Annotated in this window: 15 protein-coding genes; 4 read left to right on the top strand and 11 right to left on the bottom strand. The window is 39.2% G+C overall.

Going from position 1 to position 19,117, the window contains the following annotated elements; all coding sequences use genetic code 11:
- Positions 1-19: 19 nt before the first annotated feature.
- From HYX58_05700 to HYX58_05675, 6 genes are all read right to left on the bottom strand, one after another.
- Entirely contained in the window at positions 20-808 is a 789-nt protein-coding gene (locus HYX58_05700; protein ID MBI2775475.1) for a GNAT family N-acetyltransferase, read from the bottom strand.
- Between the two features lie 4 nt (positions 809-812).
- Positions 813-3,377: an AAA family ATPase gene (locus HYX58_05695; protein MBI2775474.1), complete on the bottom strand. Its 2,565-nt coding sequence runs from the start codon at positions 3,375-3,377 to the stop codon at positions 813-815.
- A gap of 3 nt (positions 3,378-3,380) precedes the next feature.
- Entirely contained in the window at positions 3,381-4,652 is a 1,272-nt protein-coding gene (locus HYX58_05690) for a GIY-YIG nuclease family protein (protein MBI2775473.1), read from the bottom strand.
- A gap of 116 nt (positions 4,653-4,768) precedes the next feature.
- Positions 4,769-5,659, bottom strand: a complete 891-nt coding sequence (gnd, locus tag HYX58_05685) for a decarboxylating 6-phosphogluconate dehydrogenase (GenBank protein MBI2775472.1) — start codon at positions 5,657-5,659, stop codon at positions 4,769-4,771.
- Complete coding sequence (zwf, locus tag HYX58_05680) at positions 5,656-7,050, bottom strand: glucose-6-phosphate dehydrogenase (GenBank protein MBI2775471.1); 1,395 nt, start codon at positions 7,048-7,050, stop codon at positions 5,656-5,658. Before zwf ends, gnd begins: the two co-directional genes overlap by 4 nt.
- Positions 7,043-8,353 (bottom strand): hypothetical protein, encoded by a 1,311-nt coding sequence (locus tag HYX58_05675; GenBank protein ID MBI2775470.1) that lies wholly within the window; start codon positions 8,351-8,353, stop codon positions 7,043-7,045. The genes zwf and HYX58_05675 overlap by 8 nt, the downstream gene beginning before the upstream one ends.
- Before the next feature lie 90 nt (positions 8,354-8,443).
- Here HYX58_05675 and HYX58_05670 point away from each other — a divergent pair, with 90 nt between their 5' ends.
- The 4 genes from HYX58_05670 to HYX58_05655 all read left to right on the top strand — a co-directional run bounded on the left by HYX58_05670 (position 8,444) and on the right by HYX58_05655 (position 12,482).
- Positions 8,444-8,926: a hypothetical protein gene (locus tag HYX58_05670; GenBank protein MBI2775469.1), complete on the top strand. Its 483-nt coding sequence runs from the start codon at positions 8,444-8,446 to the stop codon at positions 8,924-8,926.
- A 167-nt stretch (positions 8,927-9,093) separates the two neighbouring features.
- Complete coding sequence (locus HYX58_05665; protein ID MBI2775468.1) at positions 9,094-10,551, top strand: hypothetical protein; 1,458 nt, start codon at positions 9,094-9,096, stop codon at positions 10,549-10,551.
- Positions 10,552-11,709, top strand: coding sequence for a hypothetical protein (locus HYX58_05660; GenBank protein ID MBI2775467.1), 1,158 nt, complete (start codon positions 10,552-10,554; stop codon positions 11,707-11,709).
- Between the two features lie 53 nt (positions 11,710-11,762).
- Positions 11,763-12,482 carry a site-2 protease family protein gene (locus HYX58_05655; protein MBI2775466.1) on the top strand — a complete coding sequence of 240 codons (720 nt, stop codon included), beginning with the start codon at positions 11,763-11,765 and terminating at the stop codon, positions 12,480-12,482.
- 31 nt (positions 12,483-12,513) lie between these two features.
- Here HYX58_05655 and HYX58_05650 read toward each other — a convergent pair whose 3' ends face one another.
- Genes HYX58_05650 through HYX58_05630 form a run of 5 tightly spaced genes read right to left on the bottom strand, consistent with a single transcriptional unit; the run spans position 12,514 to position 18,770 of the window.
- Positions 12,514-13,134, bottom strand: coding sequence for a hypothetical protein (locus HYX58_05650; protein ID MBI2775465.1), 621 nt, complete (start codon positions 13,132-13,134; stop codon positions 12,514-12,516).
- A 43-nt stretch (positions 13,135-13,177) separates the two neighbouring features.
- A complete protein-coding gene (locus tag HYX58_05645) occupies positions 13,178-14,263 on the bottom strand; it encodes an HD domain-containing protein (protein ID MBI2775464.1) in 1,086 nt (361 codons plus the stop codon).
- Between the two features lie 20 nt (positions 14,264-14,283).
- On the bottom strand, positions 14,284-15,219 hold the full coding sequence (locus HYX58_05640) for a S9 family peptidase (protein MBI2775463.1): 936 nt from the start codon (positions 15,217-15,219) through the stop codon (positions 14,284-14,286).
- Between the two features lie 56 nt (positions 15,220-15,275).
- Positions 15,276-16,280 (bottom strand): ribonucleotide-diphosphate reductase subunit beta, encoded by a 1,005-nt coding sequence (locus HYX58_05635; protein ID MBI2775462.1) that lies wholly within the window; start codon positions 16,278-16,280, stop codon positions 15,276-15,278.
- Between the two features lie 12 nt (positions 16,281-16,292).
- Complete coding sequence (locus tag HYX58_05630; GenBank protein MBI2775461.1) at positions 16,293-18,770, bottom strand: ribonucleoside-diphosphate reductase subunit alpha; 2,478 nt, start codon at positions 18,768-18,770, stop codon at positions 16,293-16,295.
- Between the last annotated feature and the right edge of the window lie 347 nt (positions 18,771-19,117).

Below are 19,117 nucleotides of genomic sequence, written 5' to 3'. Positions count from 1 at the left end.
TACCATTTTTTTTCTTTTTTTAATGCATGATCTCAAGATGCCAAAGCTGCTTTGGTTTAAATCCCATTTTAAGATATAGAGATTCTGCAGGAGGAGTTGCGTTTAAAACCGCAGTGATTGCTCCGCAATCTTTTGCTAAGCGCAGGCATTTTTGCGTGAGTGCTCGCCCGATACCCTGTTTTCTAAAACCTTCTTTAACAAACACCATCCAAATGCCAGCTGTTCCATGGTCGTCGATAAAAAGTTGCGCTCGGCCAACTGTTTCATCTTGGTAATAAGCGACAAAAAAAGTAGAAACAGTGCTCATTGGCTTCAGGGCTATTAAGGCTTCATCAATTGATAATGAAAATGCGGGCGCAAATAATTGAGCGAAATCGTTAAGCTCTTCTTCGTTGGTAACGGCGCGAATAGAAAATTCTTCAGAATCCTTTTGAAACACAAATGATGAAATATCGAGTGCCATTTCTAAGCGAGTTACTGGAGTTTTAAACCATTTTGAAATATTAACATCTAACTGATCCGGAAGATGCTGAATATAGAATCGATTGCCTTTAAAAAAATCTTGCGCGCTTTTAAACTCTTCTTCGTTTCTAATGTTCCAAGCCGCATTGAAATAGCCGCATTTTATCGGGCCTAAAAAAAACTCGGCATTGCCAATTTTAGTTGTTGGCCAACCGAGCTTTTCCCAAAGTTTAGAAAAATTATATCGAGTTGTTATATACGGTTCGCTGTTTACCATTTCACTTTGCAATGAAAGCCAAAAAATGGGCATTATAATCAACAATAAAGCATGACGAAAGCTCTTCATCTGGTTATTTTTTTTGGATAGTAATTTGTCCTTTTTTGACGCCCACTTCAATGCTCTTTGCGTCAGGATGCTCGAGCATAAAATGTGAAAGCGGAACGGTAACGTATTGGGCAATAGCACGCTTAAGCGGACGCGCGCCAAATTCTTTAACATAGCCACGCTGCGCAACCTCTTTTATTACTGCATCGTCGATAGTTACGGCCGTATTTTTTTCTGCCAAACGCTTTTCTATTTCTTTCATCTGAAGTGCGGCGATTTTTTCTACATCCGCTTCATTGAGCATTTTGAAGAAAACAATTGCGTCAATTCGATTGAGGAATTCTGGGCGGAAAGATTTATGCAATAATTGCTCAATCTGCCGTTTTACGGTTTCATTGAGTTCTTTAGCTTCTAAAATTAAATCGGCGCCAATGTTTGAGGTCATAATAATAATACAGTTTTTGAACGAAACGGTGCGGCCTTGACTATCGGTTAAATGGCCTTCATCCAGAATTTGTAAAAATACATTAAAGACATCCGGATGCGCTTTTTCAATCTCATCAAAAAGTACGACGCTATAAGGATGTTGGCGAACTTGTTCTGTAAGTTGCCCACCTTCTTCATAACCAACGTAACCAGGAGGCGCACCAATTAAACGAGCAACCGCATGCTTTTCCATATATTCAGACATATCGATTCTAATAAGTCGGTTAGGATTATTAAAGAGAAAGTCCGCGAGTGTTTTTGCCACTTCCGTTTTACCAACACCCGTTGGCCCCAGAAACAAAAATGAGCCGATAGGCTTGCGCGGATCTGCAAGCCCAGCACGATGCACCTGAATCGCATGAGAAACGGTGGTTATCGCTTCGTCTTGCCCAATAACGCGCTTTTTAAGAACCTGTTCCATCTTGAGTAATTTTTGTGTTTCGGTTGTTTCCAGCTTTTCTACGGGAATCCCGGTCCACCGAGAAAGAACTGCAGCGATATCTCGCTCATCAACCTCTTCTTTGATCAAATGCGTTTTAACTTTTTTCGATTTCTCTTGTTCTTTTGCAAGTTCTTGTTCAAGTTTTGCAATTTTTCCGTATTTTATTTCGGATGCTTTTGCATAATCGCCCTCACGCTCAGCTTGCTGGAACGCATAACTTGCTTGTTCAATTTTTTCTTTTATTTTTCCAATGGCTTCAAGCGGTTTTCGCTCAGCTTCCCATTGCCCTTTAAGAACCTGATATTTTTCTTTTGTATCCGCCAGTTCTTTTTCCAGGAGCTCAAGTCTTTTGATGGCGTGATCCTCTTTTTCCTTTTGCAAAGCCACTTTTTCAATCTCAAGCTGACGAATTTTTCTATCAAGTTGATCGATTTCTGGTGGATATGAATCGATCGACATGCGCACCATCGATGCAGCTTCATCAACCAAGTCGATCGCTTTATCTGGCAAGAAACGATCCGGAATGTTTTTTGCCGAAAGCATCACGGCATCAACAAGCGCCTGATCTTTTATATGAATCCCATGATGCATTTCATAACGCTCTTTTAAACCCCGCAAAATTGAGACCGCATCTTCAATTGAAGGTTCTTCAATGAGAACTTTTTGAAATCTGCGCTCGAGCGCCGCATCTTTTTCAATATATTTTTTATATTCTTTAATGGTAGTCGCACCAATACAATGTAATAAACCGCGCGCCAAAGCAGGCTTAAGTAAATTGGAAGCATCCATGCCACCGCCAGTTGCTCCAGCTCCAACGAGCATATGCAGTTCATCTATGAAAAGAATAATTTGATCACTTTCATCTTCAATTTGCTTGAGGATCCCTTTAAGGCGCTCCTCAAATTCTCCTTGATATTTTGCTCCAGCGATAAGCAATCCAAGATCAAGCGCATAAATTTGTTTTCCGCGCAATCCTTCAGGAACATCATTATTTACAATTCGTTGGGCAATTCCTTCCACTATGGCGGTCTTACCAACTCCCGGCTCACCAATAAGAACCGGATTGTTTTTTGTGCGGCGAGATAAAATTTGAATAACGCGACGAATTTCCTCGTGCCGACCAATTACCGGATCAAGCTTTCCTTCGCGCGCCATTTTAGTAATATTTTGGCAATATTTTTCAAGAAGTTGATATTGTTTTTCTGCGTTTTTTTCTTGAACCGTTTTTCCTTTTCGCAATGTTTTTATGTGCGCAAGAATGCGATCTTTAGTAAAACCGGTTTGTTTAAAAAACTGTTGAACTTGAACTGGCAATTGCTCGGTAGTCGACCAACAAATGAGAAAATGTTCGATGCTCACATACGCATCTGCGAGCGAATGCGCCTCTTTTTGTAACTCTTTATAGAACGTATCAAATACGTAGTCGGTCGCTAATTTTCCACCTTCAACGCGGACAATTTTAGTTAATTCTCTTGTAACGAGCAAACTTAATTGATCGATTGGAATATTAAGTGCCGAAAAAATGGATGCACAAAACCCATCGGCAACTCCTGCAGCGAGCGTATGAAGCGGAAGCAATGTAGGATTATGTTCAGATTGCGCAAGCGTGATACTTTTTTGCAATAACTCACTTGCTGCATTGGTGAATAATTCTTGATTCATATCTTAACCTTCCAATCGCTTTGAGCGCTTTTGACGATGATACGTGATCGCAAAATGATGAGCGTAATCACGTAATGCGATAAGTAATCTGCCAACCTCAGTTTGCTTATCTAACAAGATACCATCAGGAAATTCTTTACTAAAGAGTCTTTCTTCCCTCTTTGCTAAACTCACAATTTTGGCCGCATGTTCCGGAAAAAGAGAAACTACCGCACTCAATTGCCCCTTGCCCCCATCAATCAAAATCAAATCGGGCATTTCTTCAGGATTGCGATAGCGGCGACCGACAATTTCTTGCAGCGCCGCATAATCATTTTGCTGATCGATTGTTTTTAGTGCAAAGCGGCGAAAATTATTTTTATCGGGCACACCATTAACAAATCTAATGCACGAACCCACGATCGATTTACTTTGAAAATGGGAAATATCAAAACAGTCTATTGAAGATGGCGCTGTATCCAGCTTCAACATTTCTTGAAGTTGTTTTCCGAGCGTTAAATTTCCAATTTTCAATGGGCGCTCGGGCGCCGTTGCATGCGCAACTTCTTGTGCATATTTTTTTTCAGAGAATTTAACTTTAAGGTTTGCAAAAATCGTATCTAAATTCTGTAAATAATAGTTAAGTTGACGCGCTTTTTCAAATTGAAGCGACAAAACGCATTTTGCAATCTGCCCACGCAGCTCCGCAAGAGAATCTTTATAATTACCGCGCAATAAACTTGTCGCAAGATTTATTCTAAAAAGATACCCCTCTTTATCAAAATCATCCTTGCAGGCACCAGCACAAATACCAATATGATATCTCAAGCACCCATCAGGAATTTTGCGATTGCAAATGTCTAAGCGAAATGTTCTTATTAAATAATCGTACCCAGCGCGAACAGCACCTTTATTTTGTATAAATGGGCCAAAATAGACCCCTTTTCTTTTCTTTGTGCGCGTAAGTTCTAACCGAGGCAGTTCATCGGCCGTTACCGTCAGATAAAGGAATGGCTGACCATTTTTTAGGAATACATTAAATTTTGGCTGATGTTCTTTGATCAGTTGCGCTTCAAGTAAAAGCGCTTCAGCTTCGGTATGCGTGACGATATGCTCAATCGTTGAGTGTTCATCAATCAACGATTTTATCTTCCAGTCTTCATGCTGTTTTTGAAAATAGGATGCAACACGTTTTCTGAGCAGCTTCGCTTTACCAACGTAAATAATGGCGTTTTGACTATCCTTGAAAAGATAAACGCCCGGCAATAACGGCAATGAAAGATATGACTTTTCCATGAGCTTTTTGGCACCTTTTTTACCTCAATCCATAGGAAATTATACCAAATTAAACTCAAATTGTAAAATTGTATAAAATTTGGATGGCTCAAAAATCATGTTAAACCCCAAATGCGTCATCCCAGCTTATGGCCGCCAAATTCATGGCGTAAGAGCGCAACGAGCTTAGTTGCGTAATCGCCGTCGGTTTCCCGCGAATCTGCGCGGATTTTTAGCGCATCTTCAATGAGCTTTACCGGAACATGATGGCGATGTGCCTCTTCAACCGTCCATTTTCCTGTGCCGCTTTCAAAAATCTTTCCTGAAATTTTTGCAAAGTCTTGATCACGTTCTAGAATGCGGTGCGCGAGATCTAAAATCCATGAACGAATAATCGATCCGTGATTCCAAATGTCGGTGATTTGCGCCAAATCTAGTTCTTTGTAATGAGAATTTGCATGAAGTAAATGTAAGCCTTCTGCATACGCCTGAAGAAGTGCATATTCAATGCCATTATGCACCATTTTTACATAATGCCCTGCACCCGATGGCCCAACTAACCCATATCCTTTGGGTGCCGCTATCGCTTTAAAAACTGGTTCAATTTCTTTATACGCCTGCGCATCCCCACCGATCATCAGCGAGAAACCATTTTCTTTGCCATGCAGCCCACCTGAAGTGCCGCAATCAAGATAGCGAACGCCTTGAAAATTAAGTTTTTCTGCGCGTTTTATTGAATCGGTAAACTTACTATTGCCGCCATCAATGACGATCGCTTTGCTGCGCAAGTTCGGATAAATTTCGTCGATCACTTCATCAACTGCATCACCAGCAGGAACCATCAACCAAAAAATCTGCGTATGATTGCCAACTTCTGCAGCAGTTCGAACTCCCTGGCCGCCCATTTTTTCGAATTCTTTTACCGCGTCAGCATTTTCATCAAAACCCACAACATGAATTTTTGCTCCTAGCAATCGCTCCGCAATTGCAATACCCATTCTACCCAAACCAATGAGCCCTACTTTCATACTCGCCACCTCATTTTATTATTGCGCGCAAAATCTTTTAATTCATCAGGCCCCGATGAGAGCTGCTTATAGTTATAAAGCGGCAAATTCATATTTTTAATCGAATCGATCACCGCCCATGCATATTCGATCTCATCAAAACGAACTGAAACCGATTGTTCGCCAGCCATAATTTGCTCTAGCAAAATTTCATAACTTTCTGGCGTTGCCGATCGGAAAACATAATCATGGTTAAATGTTAATTGAACGGGAGCAACTCCGTAAAGCGTTCCCGGTAATTTAGTGTTTAGTTGCAATGAAAAAGTAGCATTCGGCTCGATTTGGATCGTTAAATAATCGGATTCATAAACGCAACTTTCCTTGAGCGTGCAATCAACGTTTTTAAACTTTATATGAATCGAAGTATCTTTTCGATCAAGCTTTTTTCCTGCTTTAATATAGAAAGGAACTCCGCGCCAGCGAGGTGTCTCTACCGCCATTTTCAAGCAAGAAAAAGTAGGTGTCTGTGAATTTGGCGCAACATCGGGTTCATTATGATAATCTTCATATTGCCCCAGAAAACCTTCCTCTACGCGAACATTTTTTAAGACTTCTGTTTTCTGATCTTGAATACCTTCTGCGCTCAGTTTTACCGGCAACTCCATTGCTATCAAAGAAAGAAGCTGCATTGCATGATTTTGTACCACATCGCGAAGCACGCCATAACTATCGTAATAACGTCCTCTGCCCTCAAGGCCAAGCGTTTCACTTAAAATAATTTCGACGTAATCAATATAATTGCTATTCCAAAGTGGCTCAAAAATAATATTGGTAAATCGCACCAAAACAATACTGCTTACCAATTCTTTTGTCAGATAATGGTCAACCCTGTAAATCTGATTTTCGTCAAACCAAGTGGCTATACAGTGATTTATATCACGCGCAGATTGCTGATCAACACCAAACGGTTTTTCATAGACAATGCGTTGCCATGGTGCATCGCCAGACTGATCACGCTGAACGATTTTACTCATCGCCAAACATTGAGTGATGGGGCAATAATAAAGCGATGGTGCGGCAACATACACAATGCGATTGCCAGATAATGCAAAGCGTTTTTCAATTTCTGCAATTTTAGACCCAAGAATATTAAATGATTCCAGATCATCAAAACCTATGCGCTGATAAAAAATTCGCGGTCTCATTAGAGGAAAAAGATCTTTATCTAAACCCAAAACGGCATTATTGAAACGTTCTTGAAACTGCTCATCAGAGATGTCGCTATTTGCAGCGCCAATAATCGCGTAATTTTTTACTTTTTCATCTTTTATTAGCTTTGCGAGCGCCGGCATAAGTTTACGCTTTGCAAGATCACCGGTCGCTCCTAAAATAACAAACGTACAATCACTCATGCGCTAAGATCTTTCTCGTTTCTTGTTTATAGAGTTCAACATGCGGTTGATCGAATGGATTTATATTGAGTAAATAACCCACAAACATTGTTTCTATCATAGCAAACTGTAACAACTGGCCAAGATAAAAAGAAGATATTTCTGGTAACTCAATAGAAGTAAATGGCAATCCTTCATTTTCATATGAATCCTTAACCCCACTAATAACCGCATTCATAATTGCCGAAAAAGAAATACCTTGAATATTTTTTACGCACGAATCAAATTCGTTCATTTGAGGCACGTGAACATCAGCGCGCATTTTTTTTACGGTAATAAATGTCGTATTTTTATCTCGCGGACCGCCATAATATAATTGGCCCACTGAATGCAAATCGATAGTACCAATTGAGACAAGCGGCGTAATACCAACGCGTACTTCCTTTTTTTGTACATCGAATTGCTTTCCTAAGCTTTCGCCAATGTATTGACGATAGCAATGCCCAATCCCTTCAAGAAGAACCGAAAATAAAAAAATATCCCGCATAGGTTTGCCATTTATATAATGCCAATAATTTATTGCCGCACTTTGTGCACTATCATTTGTTTTTTCATCGACAATTTCATCGCGAATGATCGAAGCTGCCCCATCACAAAGCGCATCAACATCAATACCCATTAATCCGAGCGGAAAAAGACCAACAGCAGAAAGCGTCGAGAATCGCCCACCAACTTTTTTTGGTACGCTCAATAGGCCAAAATTATGATGCACCGCAATATCGTAGAGCGGAGTTTGATGATCTGTGATTATGGTCACAAATTGAAAATAATTATCCGGCCGATACTTTTTTAATATTCCTAAAAGTAGCTCAAAATTAGCTATTGTTTCAGTGGTAGTTCCAGACTTAGTTGCAACAACCAACGCTACAGTTTTATTATTAATAAGTATGTTTTCAACTTTTTTTATCAAGCAAGCGGAAAATTCAGGATCCACCGTATCGGCATAACACACTTCAATTTTTTGTGCAGTGTTGCAAAAACCTTGCATTGCCTGCCAAATTGCTTTCGTGCCTAAGTTTGAACCACCAATACCTATCACCACTATAAGACTTGGATCATAATTACTTACACGAGCAATTTCTTTTTTAATTATGTGGCGCGCATCTTGGTCAAATGGCGCATAAAGTGACGCATAATCTGTCTCATAACGCTTTTCAACGCCACTTTTCATTCGCTCTTTTTGGCTTGAAAGCTTTTCGACAATTATTTTAATTTCGCGATCCGGAACCAACGAGTTATTATCTGAAAAAAAAATGCGCTTCATATACTTTTTTCCTTTTTTAAAAGCTAAAAGACATTTATTCTATACTGCAACTTCATCAGAGACGCAAATTAAACCGCGGGGATTACAAAAATGAAAAAAACAATTCAAATTATTTTTGCGGTAGGAATTCTTTTTTTTACCGGAATCATTCATACGGAAAAAAAGGGTAAAATTAATGCAGATGATGCTGCTGAAATACTTATTAATATGCAAAGAGCTTCAAAACTGATGGCTTTCGGAAACGATGCCATTAAAAAAGCAATTAAACACAAGAAAAATCGCGCCGTAAAATTCCTGCAAGGGCTGCAAAAAGAAAAATATACCGGAGCCGATCTCAATACGATTATTATTCGAGAGGATGGATCTCGCTTGGTTCATCTCCTGGCTGAAAATGGTCTATTGTCTTATATAGGGGAATTAAAAAAGAAATATGCGCTGGATTTAAAAGTGAAAAATAATATGCAACAAACACCAGCGATGGTTGCAATAGCAGCGAAACATCCAAAAGTCGCAAATTTTCTTCTAACTGAGAATGCACAATCGATAACCAAAAATTATTCCTCCCTGCCATAACTTTTCCTAAGTAAGAAATTTCAAAAAATGTAATTGCTTTATTTGTAGCCAAACGTTGTTATCGATCTATTCGTATTTCAGCTTTATACCAACAGGCATTCTTGTATTTCTAAAAGAGCTATCTTAAACTTAATTTGATTAAGCGATATAAAAAAAAGGTTCGCATAATGAAGAGCTTTAGGATAATTGCACTCTTTTCGCTTATCGTCCATCAATTCTCTTATTCAATCGACGATTGCTTTGAATTCCTGTCTCGCTGCCAGCCGGTTGAGGAACACGAAAAAACCGCTCAATTTTTTATGATGACTCGCCCAATTTATCGCAATCTCGCAGCACAATGGGCCACTGGGTGGCGCGATTTTGTCTACGAAAAATGCGGAAACCGACTCGCTAGCCTACAAGCGATTGGCATCTACCAACAATCACAACCAATGCATAAGATTTCCGCTTATTTTTTATTTAATCGTTTGAGTTCCCTAGTTGTAAAAGGTGATGCTACGTTTCAACCAACATTACGGGATGTTCGAGCTGAGTGGATAGGGCTTCCATCAAACTTTTCTGGAACGTTTGCTATAAATCCAAAACAACAACAAGGCGGCGTTTGGCTTGAATACAATCAAGATTTGAAAAAACTTGTTAAGCACAAATTTTTTAAGCCGTTTTGGTTGTCATTCGCCCTGCCAATTCAATTCATCGAAAATGATTTACAAGTAACGCAAACAAACGTGCAAAATACGGGCCCAAATAATCAAGATCTTATTTCGGCTTTCAATCAAGGGCTCTGGCGCTATGCGCGCTTTAATCCAAGCTCGCAAAAAAAAGCTGGCGTTTCCGATATCACTGCAAAACTTGGATGCACTTTTTTATCGCGAGACGGAATTCATGTTGGGCTGTATTCACTATTTTTAATACCGCTTTCTGGCGGTCAAAACGCAAAATTCGTTTTTGATCCGTATCTTGGGTACAATGGCCATTTTGGATTTGGCATCGGCGCCAATTTTCAACTTCCGCTCAATAATGATACCGACTGCAAATTACTCGCGCTCTTTTTTGATATAGAAAATATTTATCTTGCTCGCCGCAGCCAACATCGCATCTTTGATCTTTTGTTTAAACCCTGGAGCCGTTATTTACCTTTTAATAAAATCGATGGAACGAGCAACATACCAGGGCCGAATATTCTCACCTTTAAAACAACGGTACATCCCTATAATTTCGTTGATCTTACCGCTGGCTTTAGATGCAATAAGGGAATTTTTGATGCCGAAATTGGTTACAATCTATGGGCACACGGGAATGAAAAAGTTGAATTAGATGAACCGTTTCCTGCGGGCACCTATGGTATCGCTGGATCAGCTCCTTTTAAAACATCAAGCGAAAGCACGATTAATAATCAAGCAAGTGACGATGCATCGTTCACGCCAATTGCAGTAAATGATCTCAATTTTATTACGCCGCAGGCCCGCGCGGCCGTGGTTAATAAAGTTCATATTGCCGCAGGAATAACTATTGAGCGCTGTTTGTTTAGTTTTCTTGCAGGGGTTGGCGGTCTTTACGAATTTCCAACACGCAATACCGCGCTTACAAATTGGGGAGTTTGGGTGAAGTTTGGAGGAACTTACTAAATGGCTTTTTTGTTATTTTTAATTTTTCTTCCTTCACTCCTTTCTGCTACATGGGCAGAAAAAACATTGGAAAATCTTAGTTTACGCGAAAAAATTGGGCAACTTTTTATTGTTGCCGCAGTTGCTGATGAAATTTCTCTGACCTCTACGTATCACTATTTTGAACCATACCGCGTCGATCGATCTTATATTGATATGCTTATTTGCGAGTATGGAATTGGGGGAATTATTTATTTGGGAACAAGCACACTTATGCAAGAAATAGTTGCAACCAACATCTATCAATCGCGAGCGAACATTCCACTTTTAATTGCCCAAGACTGCGAATGGGGATTGAATCAGCGAATTCCGGAAGTTATTCCGTTTCCTAAACAAAAAATACTTGGCGCGCTGGAAAATAGCGAAATTATTTATCAAGTCGGATATCAAATTGGATTGCAATGCAAATTAGTTGGCGTTCATTTAAATTTAGCGCCTGTAGCAGATCTTAATAGTAATCCTTTAAATCCGATTATTAATGAACGCTCATTTGGAGAAAATAAAGAAAAGGTCGCCAACTGCTGCGTGCTTATTAATCAAGGAATGCGCGATGCGGGCATTTTGACCTGCGCAAAACATTTTCCTGGCCACGGCGATACTTTTGTCGATTCACATCTCGCGTTACCAATAATTAATCATGATCTAAATCGTCTTAATCAGTATGAGCTTTACCCATTCAAAAAACTTATCGCACAAAACATACCGTGCATTATGATCGCGCATCTTGAAGTGCCCGCGCTTGAAAAAGACTGTATTCCTACCACTTTTTCTAAAAACGTCATTACATTTTTAAGAAACGAGCTGGGATTTGAAGGATTAATTATTACCGACGGCCTGGGTATGGGAGCACTTATGAATAACTATAAGTCGGGAGAAATAGAATTACGGGCCCTGCTTGCTGGTAATGATATTTTATTATGCCCTATTGATGTTCCAAAAGCAGTAGAACTAATTGAAAATGCCATTAAAGAAAATATAATTACGCACGAAAAACTCGATGCGCATGTTTTAAAAATTCTACACGCCAAAGAGGCGGCAGGCATTGCACATAGAACAGTAATTGACGTAAACACCGCAATAAATAATCTGCTAGCAGACAAGGTGCGGCTTATTGCTTAATTGAGATCGGCCCTCGTTTTGTAGTAATGTAGAGCCACAGGGGGAACAATACTATGAATTTTTCAATCAAGCGCATCAGCGCAACTCTCATTACGTTGCTTGCATTAAGTTTTATCGTTTTTTTTCATGAATTAGGCCACTATCTTGCGTGCCACGCGTTTGGTGTACCAACGCCGACGTTTTCAGTTGGTTTTGGGCCAGCGCTCATTCAATATAAACCGCAAAATACAACGTTCCAAATAGCCCTTATTCCATTAGGCGGTTACGTAAGTATTGCCGCGCATGAATTAAGCCAAAAGCCCTATTGGCAAAAAATGATTATTACGCTCGCTGGTATTTTTAATAATAGTCTGCTTGCTGCAGTTTTATTATTTTTTATTTTTTTTTCTCAAGAGGCAAGCTCCCTTACTATAGCTTTGAATGCGACATTGAAAAAATTGAAAGAACTTTTCAAAGAATTTGGCGGTATCTTTTCCCCTGCTTATAAAAGAGCCAAACTCATGGGCCCATCAGAAATTATTACAACGACCCATCAAAAATTTAACGAAAGCGCTGCTTTCTTTTTCCTTTGGCTTGCCGTTATAAGCATTCAAATTGGTCTTTTTAATCTTCTACCGCTTCCTTTGCTCGATGGCGGCCAAGCAGTACAAATTACTGCCGAAGCATTGATACATCGCGATTTAACCGCGCAAGAAATAGTATTTATGCATTATGCAATGGTATTCTTCTTCATATCGCTTATTTTATTATCACAAAAAAAGAAAACACCTTGAAATCGCAGCACTATTTTTTCTTATTCTTTTTCTACTTCCACGATTGATACATAAATGGAAGAAGCCCATAGCAGAGTTGACGTGTTGAAGGAGGAAATTTGATGAGCGTTTCACGCATAGGCTCCATTTCTTCTTCTGTATACTTCTCTTTTGAATAAGAGGAATTTTGCCAGCCGTAACTAAACGTCCTCACTGTTCTACTCTTAGTAACTAATTTATTTTTAGGATCTAATTTTTCTTGTAAATCGATCGGTTTCGCGTACGATTTTCTTATTTTTCCTAAAGCATAAGGTGTTCCGATATACGCCGACGCCAAAATTTCTGGACTAGGCTTCAATTGGAATTCTTCGACAAGCTTTGCAATAAGGTATTTATTAAATTGCTCTGTCGCCGAATCTACTTCTTTTTCATCTTTTTCCTTGCCGCATCTCAACTGGTAGGTTGTCTGATGAATCTTCTTATTAGTTAGAGAAAAACGTTTTAAAGAGGTAAGTAGTTGCTTATACCCATCTTTGGGATCATGAACGTTTACGATTGCATACATAACTAACTTTGTTATATCTGGTATTTCAAGGGGATGGGTAGGTTTGGCAAGTTCCATGCTGTATGAATAGGTTGAAAAACCAAGAATTAAGAGAATAAATTTATTCATATGTTTTCCGTTAAAGTGGTTTCTACTGATGCATATAACATATTTATGAGCGCAAATATTTTATATGCGCGCCGCTTCTCACCAATTTTTTCACGCGTTCGTATTCTTCTTTATATTCAGCATCAATTTCAGAAATACGTTTGAATCCCTTTTCTGTGAGTACAAGCGGATCCGTACCACTAAATTTTCCACACACAAAAAGATCACTTTTTTCCGCATCGCATATACAAAAGCTTTCCCGCGAATGCTGCACCCGATTAATCCATTGAACAATTTCTTCGTCTTTGCTCTGTGCGATTTTTTCCCAAATAATATCATCGGTTGAAAATTGAATATCGTTTTTTGTGATTAAACCAAGAGTGCATGCACGCTTCATCGCTTGCGCAGCAGAATAATCAATAAACGCGCTCCATGCTGATCCCCAGCGAGATTCAGATAATTTCAATGAAATTAAACCAAATTTTTTTGCATTATCCACCTCATCAAAGAACCATTCATCTTTCTCAAAATGCAAATGCGAAAGAATTGTGCATAATTCATCTTGGGTTATCATGCCGTCAATATATGCACCAGTTAAATTATATTCGATACGATCAGTACATAATCCTGGAAGCGGCTGATCAAAGCAGCGCTGGCATTGTTTATTAGTTCCATTGCACGCATCAGCAAAACCATGTTTTTGCAAAATAGCAGCTATACCAGACTCTTTAAGATACTGTTCATGAATCTCATCTTGGTATGATTGTTTTCCGGTTCGATAATCGCTGTTATAAAAAATATCGCCAACATGCGAAAACACCGTATGAGAAATATCATGCAGTAATGCAGCAATTTGCTCACTCAATGGTGCACCATATTTTTTTGTCAAAAAGAAAACACCAAGTGAATGTTGAAAGCGCGTATATTCAGGCTCGTTTCGCGCATGGCACACAACGCCGTATTGACGAATGTATTTTAACCTCTCAAATGGAGCACTTTTAATCAAATCTATCAAAACTGGCTCTTCAATGATCATTTCACCATAAAGTGTTTCGAGCTTGAGACAACTATTCTGCTCTTCAAGATGAACTAATGCAAACAAGTTCAAACAATAAAAAAGTAATCCGAGTAGTATTCCGATTTTTTTCATTATTTCCCCTTAACCAGCAATTAATTTCGATATTTTTCAAACCATGCCAAAATCTTCTGCTGAATCTCATTACGATGCATCTTAAGAAAGTGCCCACCATCATCGTATTCTAAATATTCATAATCTTTTTTGTAAAATTTTAGCTTTTCTATTAGATTTCGTGATTCTTCAATCGAAACGATGGTATCGTCTTTTGCGTGAGTTATAAATAGAGGCACATTAAGTAAATCCGCCCAACAAACAGCTGAGCGCTTTTCGTACTCTTCATTTTTTTTATCTGGCAAGTTTGGAATACATTTATTAAGAAATGCATCCTCCACTTCGGGACGAAATTTAACAAACGTAAAAAAATCTGCGACTCCCGCTTCTGTTGCTGCGGCTTTTATAGGCATTCCCACTTTAATTGCCATATAGGTCATCATGCCGCCTCGAGAATGCCCGTACATAAAAATATTATCGCGGTCGATACAATCCAGCTCATCTATAACCTTAAAAAGACTAAGAACATCTTTAATATCTGCTCCACCAATCTCGTCACTTCCCTGCCCACCATCAACACCGCGATATTGAGCCGCTAGCACGCAATAGCCATTTTTAATAAATTCATAAATTTTTTCTTTGATAGTAAGAATGGTTACTTTTCCAATATCTTCACTACCACCCCGATTATATATCACAAGAGGATATTTTTTTTGTTCCATATTTTTTGGTGTAATAAGAAGTGCAACTACCTTATAATGATCGCTCATATATTCGATTTTTTTACACTCCATCTCAGAGCATTCTTCAAACCAATTTAAACATGCCTGGTACTTTTCGCTGCTTAAATATTGACGCTCAAATTCGCTTAATGATGCATATTCATGCGGTACGAAAGCATTAATTCTTTTTATATATGCTTGTTGCGCTGTAAGGCCCTGACTTATCAAAAATAAAGAAAACAAAAAAAATAACATTGCCCATACCTTTTCTAAACAGAAAAGGCCGCGAAATGCGGCCCATCTATTATCAATTATTCCCACTCCAGAGAACCGGCGGATTGATATTCAGTCACGCGCGTTTCAAAGAAGTTCTTCTCTTTGCTCAAATCGGTAGATAAAGACATCCAAGGGAATGGATTCTCTTTAAAGTACACACGCATTAATCCAATTCGTTCAAGACGACGGTCAGCTATATGCTCAACGTAATCTGCAAATTGTTGTGCGTTAATGCCAAGCAATCCCTCTGGGCATGCATCGAATGCGTATTTCTTTTCAAGAATTACCGCTTTTTTGATCAAGCCGATAATTTCTTCTTCAAAAGCAATGGTCCAGATTTCAGGATTTTCAGCTTTAATCGTATTAATTAAATCGCAGCCAAATGCTAAATGAATACTTTCATCACGCATAATATATTCAAACTGCTCCCCAATACCAACCATTTTACCCTGACGCTTAAGCGCAAGCATCATTGCAAAACCGGCATAGAAGAATATCCCTTCCATGATCACATAGAAACCGATCAAATCGCGCACGAAGCGACGAATATTTTCTGTTCCTTCGGTTACAAAGCCTGGATCAAAGATCGATTTTGTAAGTTCGATAACAAACGCATCCTTTTCAGCGATAGAAGGAATGGTGTTATACATATTATAAATCTGATCAGGGTCAAGGCCCAATGTATCGCAGCAATAAATAAACGTATCGGTATGAATCGCTTCTTCGTACGCCTGACGCAATAAATATTGGCGACATTCAGGGTTTGTTACATGCCGATAAACGGTTAGTACCAAATTATTCGCGGTCAGCGATTCTGCTGTAGAAAAAAATCCAAGATTCCATAAAATCAACCGTCGTTCCCGCTCATTTAATGCGGTTGGCGATTTCCATTGCTCAACATCCAATTGCATAGCAATTTCTTCGGGAACCCAATTATTCGCGATACCATTTTTATAATGTTCACGCGCCCATTGATAGGTCATGGGTAAAATTTTATTCGGATCTGTTTGTGAATCGTTAATGATTCTTTTTTTTGCCATTGTGTCTCCTAGCTACTGACAAGATTCGCATTCAGCATTATCAAATGGATTGCAAGATGCACCGGTCTTTGGCGCTTCCTGTTCAACCGCTTGAGCCTTAATTGCATTTGCATCGGCAACATCATCATTATATTCACGTTTTTGCGTAAATCCATATTCAGTGCCAAGTGTTGATTTTTCTATCTGTGTCGCTCCAAGCGTACGTAGATAGTAGGTGGTCTTGAGTCCATACTGCCATGCGGTCATATAAATATCGTTTAATTTCTTTCCAGAAACGCCCTTCATAAATACGTTATGCGATTGGCTTTGATCGATCCATTTTCCTCGAGCTGCAGTAATTTTCAGCAACCAAACAGGATCGAGCTCAAACGCACCACGATATTTTTCTTTCAAGTGCTCAGGAATAGATGGCACGCGAGTAATATCACCATCATAATACTTTAACTGCTCAAGCATTTGGCGATTCCATGCGCCAATTTTTTTCAAATCGTTCACAAGATAGCGATTTACGATCGTAAACTCACCAGCGATGTTCGATTTTACATACATGTTTTTATAAAGCGGCTCAATGCTTGGATAACAACCGGCAATGTTAGCAATCGTCGCGGTTGGCGCTACTGCCATCACGTTTGAATTGCGCATACCATGCTTTCTTACATTTTCACGCACCAAACTCCAATCAAGAGTTGCGCTGCGCGAAACTTCAATACGCATGCCGCGTTCTTGCTCAAGAAGATCGATGCTATCAATTGGGAAAATTCCGCGATCCCACTTTGAGCCTTTATATGTTTGATAAGCGCCGCGCTCATGTGCTAATTCAGATGATGAAAGAATCGCATAATACGAAATTAATTCTTGCGAATAATCTGCAAACCAAATCGCTTTTTCAGATGCAAATCCAATATCAAGCTTGATAAGCGCATCTTGAAAGCCCATAACCCCAAGCCCTATTGGGCGATGGCGCAAGTTTGAGCTGCGCGCTTCAGCAGTTGGATAGAAATTAAGATCAAGCACGTTATCAAGCATGCGAACTGCTGTGCGAATCGATTTAGCAAGCATTTCAACATCAAGTTGACCGTTGATAATATGCTCAGAAAGATTTATAGATCCAAGATTACAAACGGCAGTTTCTTCGGCAGAAGTATTAAGCGTGATCTCAGTGCAAAGATTAGAACTATGCACAACGCCAACATGATCTTGCGGTGAACGAATATTGCACGGATCTTTAAACGTAATCCATGGATGGCCCGTCTCGAATAATCTGCTGAGCATTCTGCGCCACAATTTTTGCGCAGAAACTACTTTAGACAATTTTATTTGGCCAGCGCGTGCTTTTTCTTCGTACTCTTCATACCGTTTTTCAAACGCTCTACCATAAAGATCGTGCAAATCAGGAACTTCATCTGGGGAGAAAAGCGTCCAATCTGCATCGAGCATAACGCGCTTCATGAACAAATCAGGTATCCAGTTTGCAGTATTCATATCATGGGTGCGACGTCGTTCATCACCGGTATTTCTACGCAAATCGATAAAATCTTCTACGTCAATATGCCACGTTTCTAAATAAGAACAGGTACCACCACGGCGAATACCACTTCGTGTAATTGCAATAACGACATCGTTCACAATTTTTAAATAAGGAATAACGCCTTGGCTGGTTGCATGAATACTTTTAATAAATGAACCGGTCCCGCGAATATTTGTCCAATCGTTTCCGATACCGCCAGCCCATTTTGAAAGCTGAGCATTATCGCCAATAACTTTAAAAATATGCCCAAGATCATCATTTACCGTTGAAAGATAGCAAGAACTGAGCTGCGCAATTTTATAACCTGAATGGAAAAGCGTTGGCGTAGAAGAAACATAGCGCAATGATGAGAACGTCTCATAAAATTCAAGCGCTTTTTCTTCTTTATTTGTTTCATTAAGCGCAAGCCCCATCGCTACACGCATCCAAAAAGTTTGCGGTAACTCGTAGCGCTTTTTTTCAATCTTATAAAAGTAACGCTCATAAAGAGTTGAAAGGCCCAAATAAACAAAAAGATGATCTCGCTCAATATGCAATCCATTTGCCAAGCGCTCTAAATCGAACTCCAGCAATTTTTGATTGAGAACATCGCCCTTCACTCCTTGATAAATACTTTTTATAAATGCATTTCTATATTCATGCTCAAGAGTGGCGGGATTAACGCTTTGGCCAAGCACTTCGCGATATAATTTTTGCAATAATAAACGCGTTGCAACTTTATCATATGCAGGATCTTGTTCGATAAATGCAACAGCAGATAAAATAAGCGCAGACTCAACCTCTTCTGTTTTTACTTTATCATAAACATTGCGCACAACTTCAGCGATGAGCATATCGATCGATACATTATCCATGCAATCGTATGCAGCGCGGACAAAACATGATCGAATTTTTTCCAGATCAAGTTGTTCCAAACTCCCATTACGCTTAGTAACACTCAACTCATTATAGGTTGCCCCCATAGCAACCGGTACTGCCCTGTTATTAATGGTTTCCATATAAGTCCTCTCGATCCGATCGGTCGTAATTTTTTTCAACTCATAACTCGTGACTACTCATTCTTTTCTCCGCTCCTTCCCCTTTTTTGGTAAAAAAATATCCATCCGCGCTTTTTTAAAGCATTCCTTTTTCACTCAACAAATCATGTTCAAAAAAAATACGGCAACTAGAAAAAGTCGCCTGTAGCAATATTACAACTTGAGTATGCAGATCAGTAATTTCATAAACTTACTTTAACATGATGACAACCCATACGCAAACGAAATAAACTATTTTTTTTCTGAAAATATATTCTAAAATTTTTTTTAAA

Source organism: Candidatus Dependentiae bacterium (assembly GCA_016191325.1).
In the GTDB taxonomy this organism is placed as follows: Bacteria; Babelota; Babeliae; order Babelales; family JACPOV01; genus JACPOV01.
Note: the sequence above shows the minus strand (reverse complement) of the source record. Positions and strands in the feature narration are given on the sequence as shown.

Bases quoted from the DNA above. Each gene is read 5' to 3' on its own strand.
- HYX58_05700 (MBI2775475.1), bottom strand. From the start codon at position 808: ATGAAGAGCTTTCGTCATGCTTTATTGTTGATTATAATGCCCATTTTT.
- HYX58_05695 (MBI2775474.1), bottom strand. From the start codon at position 3,377: ATGAATCAAGAATTATTCACCAATGCAGCAAGTGAGTTATTGCAAAAA.
- HYX58_05690 (MBI2775473.1), bottom strand. From the start codon at position 4,652: ATGGAAAAGTCATATCTTTCATTGCCGTTATTGCCGGGCGTTTATCTT.
- gnd (MBI2775472.1), bottom strand. From the start codon at position 5,659: ATGAAAGTAGGGCTCATTGGTTTGGGTAGAATGGGTATTGCAATTGCG.
- zwf (MBI2775471.1), bottom strand. From the start codon at position 7,050: ATGAGTGATTGTACGTTTGTTATTTTAGGAGCGACCGGTGATCTTGCA.
- HYX58_05675 (MBI2775470.1), bottom strand. From the start codon at position 8,353: ATGAAGCGCATTTTTTTTTCAGATAATAACTCGTTGGTTCCGGATCGC.
- HYX58_05670 (MBI2775469.1), top strand. From the start codon at position 8,444: ATGAAAAAAACAATTCAAATTATTTTTGCGGTAGGAATTCTTTTTTTT.
- HYX58_05665 (MBI2775468.1), top strand. From the start codon at position 9,094: ATGAAGAGCTTTAGGATAATTGCACTCTTTTCGCTTATCGTCCATCAA.
- HYX58_05660 (MBI2775467.1), top strand. From the start codon at position 10,552: ATGGCTTTTTTGTTATTTTTAATTTTTCTTCCTTCACTCCTTTCTGCT.
- HYX58_05655 (MBI2775466.1), top strand. From the start codon at position 11,763: ATGAATTTTTCAATCAAGCGCATCAGCGCAACTCTCATTACGTTGCTT.
- HYX58_05650 (MBI2775465.1), bottom strand. From the start codon at position 13,134: ATGAATAAATTTATTCTCTTAATTCTTGGTTTTTCAACCTATTCATAC.
- HYX58_05645 (MBI2775464.1), bottom strand. From the start codon at position 14,263: ATGAAAAAAATCGGAATACTACTCGGATTACTTTTTTATTGTTTGAAC.
- HYX58_05640 (MBI2775463.1), bottom strand. From the start codon at position 15,219: ATGTTATTTTTTTTGTTTTCTTTATTTTTGATAAGTCAGGGCCTTACA.
- HYX58_05635 (MBI2775462.1), bottom strand. From the start codon at position 16,280: ATGGCAAAAAAAAGAATCATTAACGATTCACAAACAGATCCGAATAAA.
- HYX58_05630 (MBI2775461.1), bottom strand. From the start codon at position 18,770: ATGGGGGCAACCTATAATGAGTTGAGTGTTACTAAGCGTAATGGGAGT.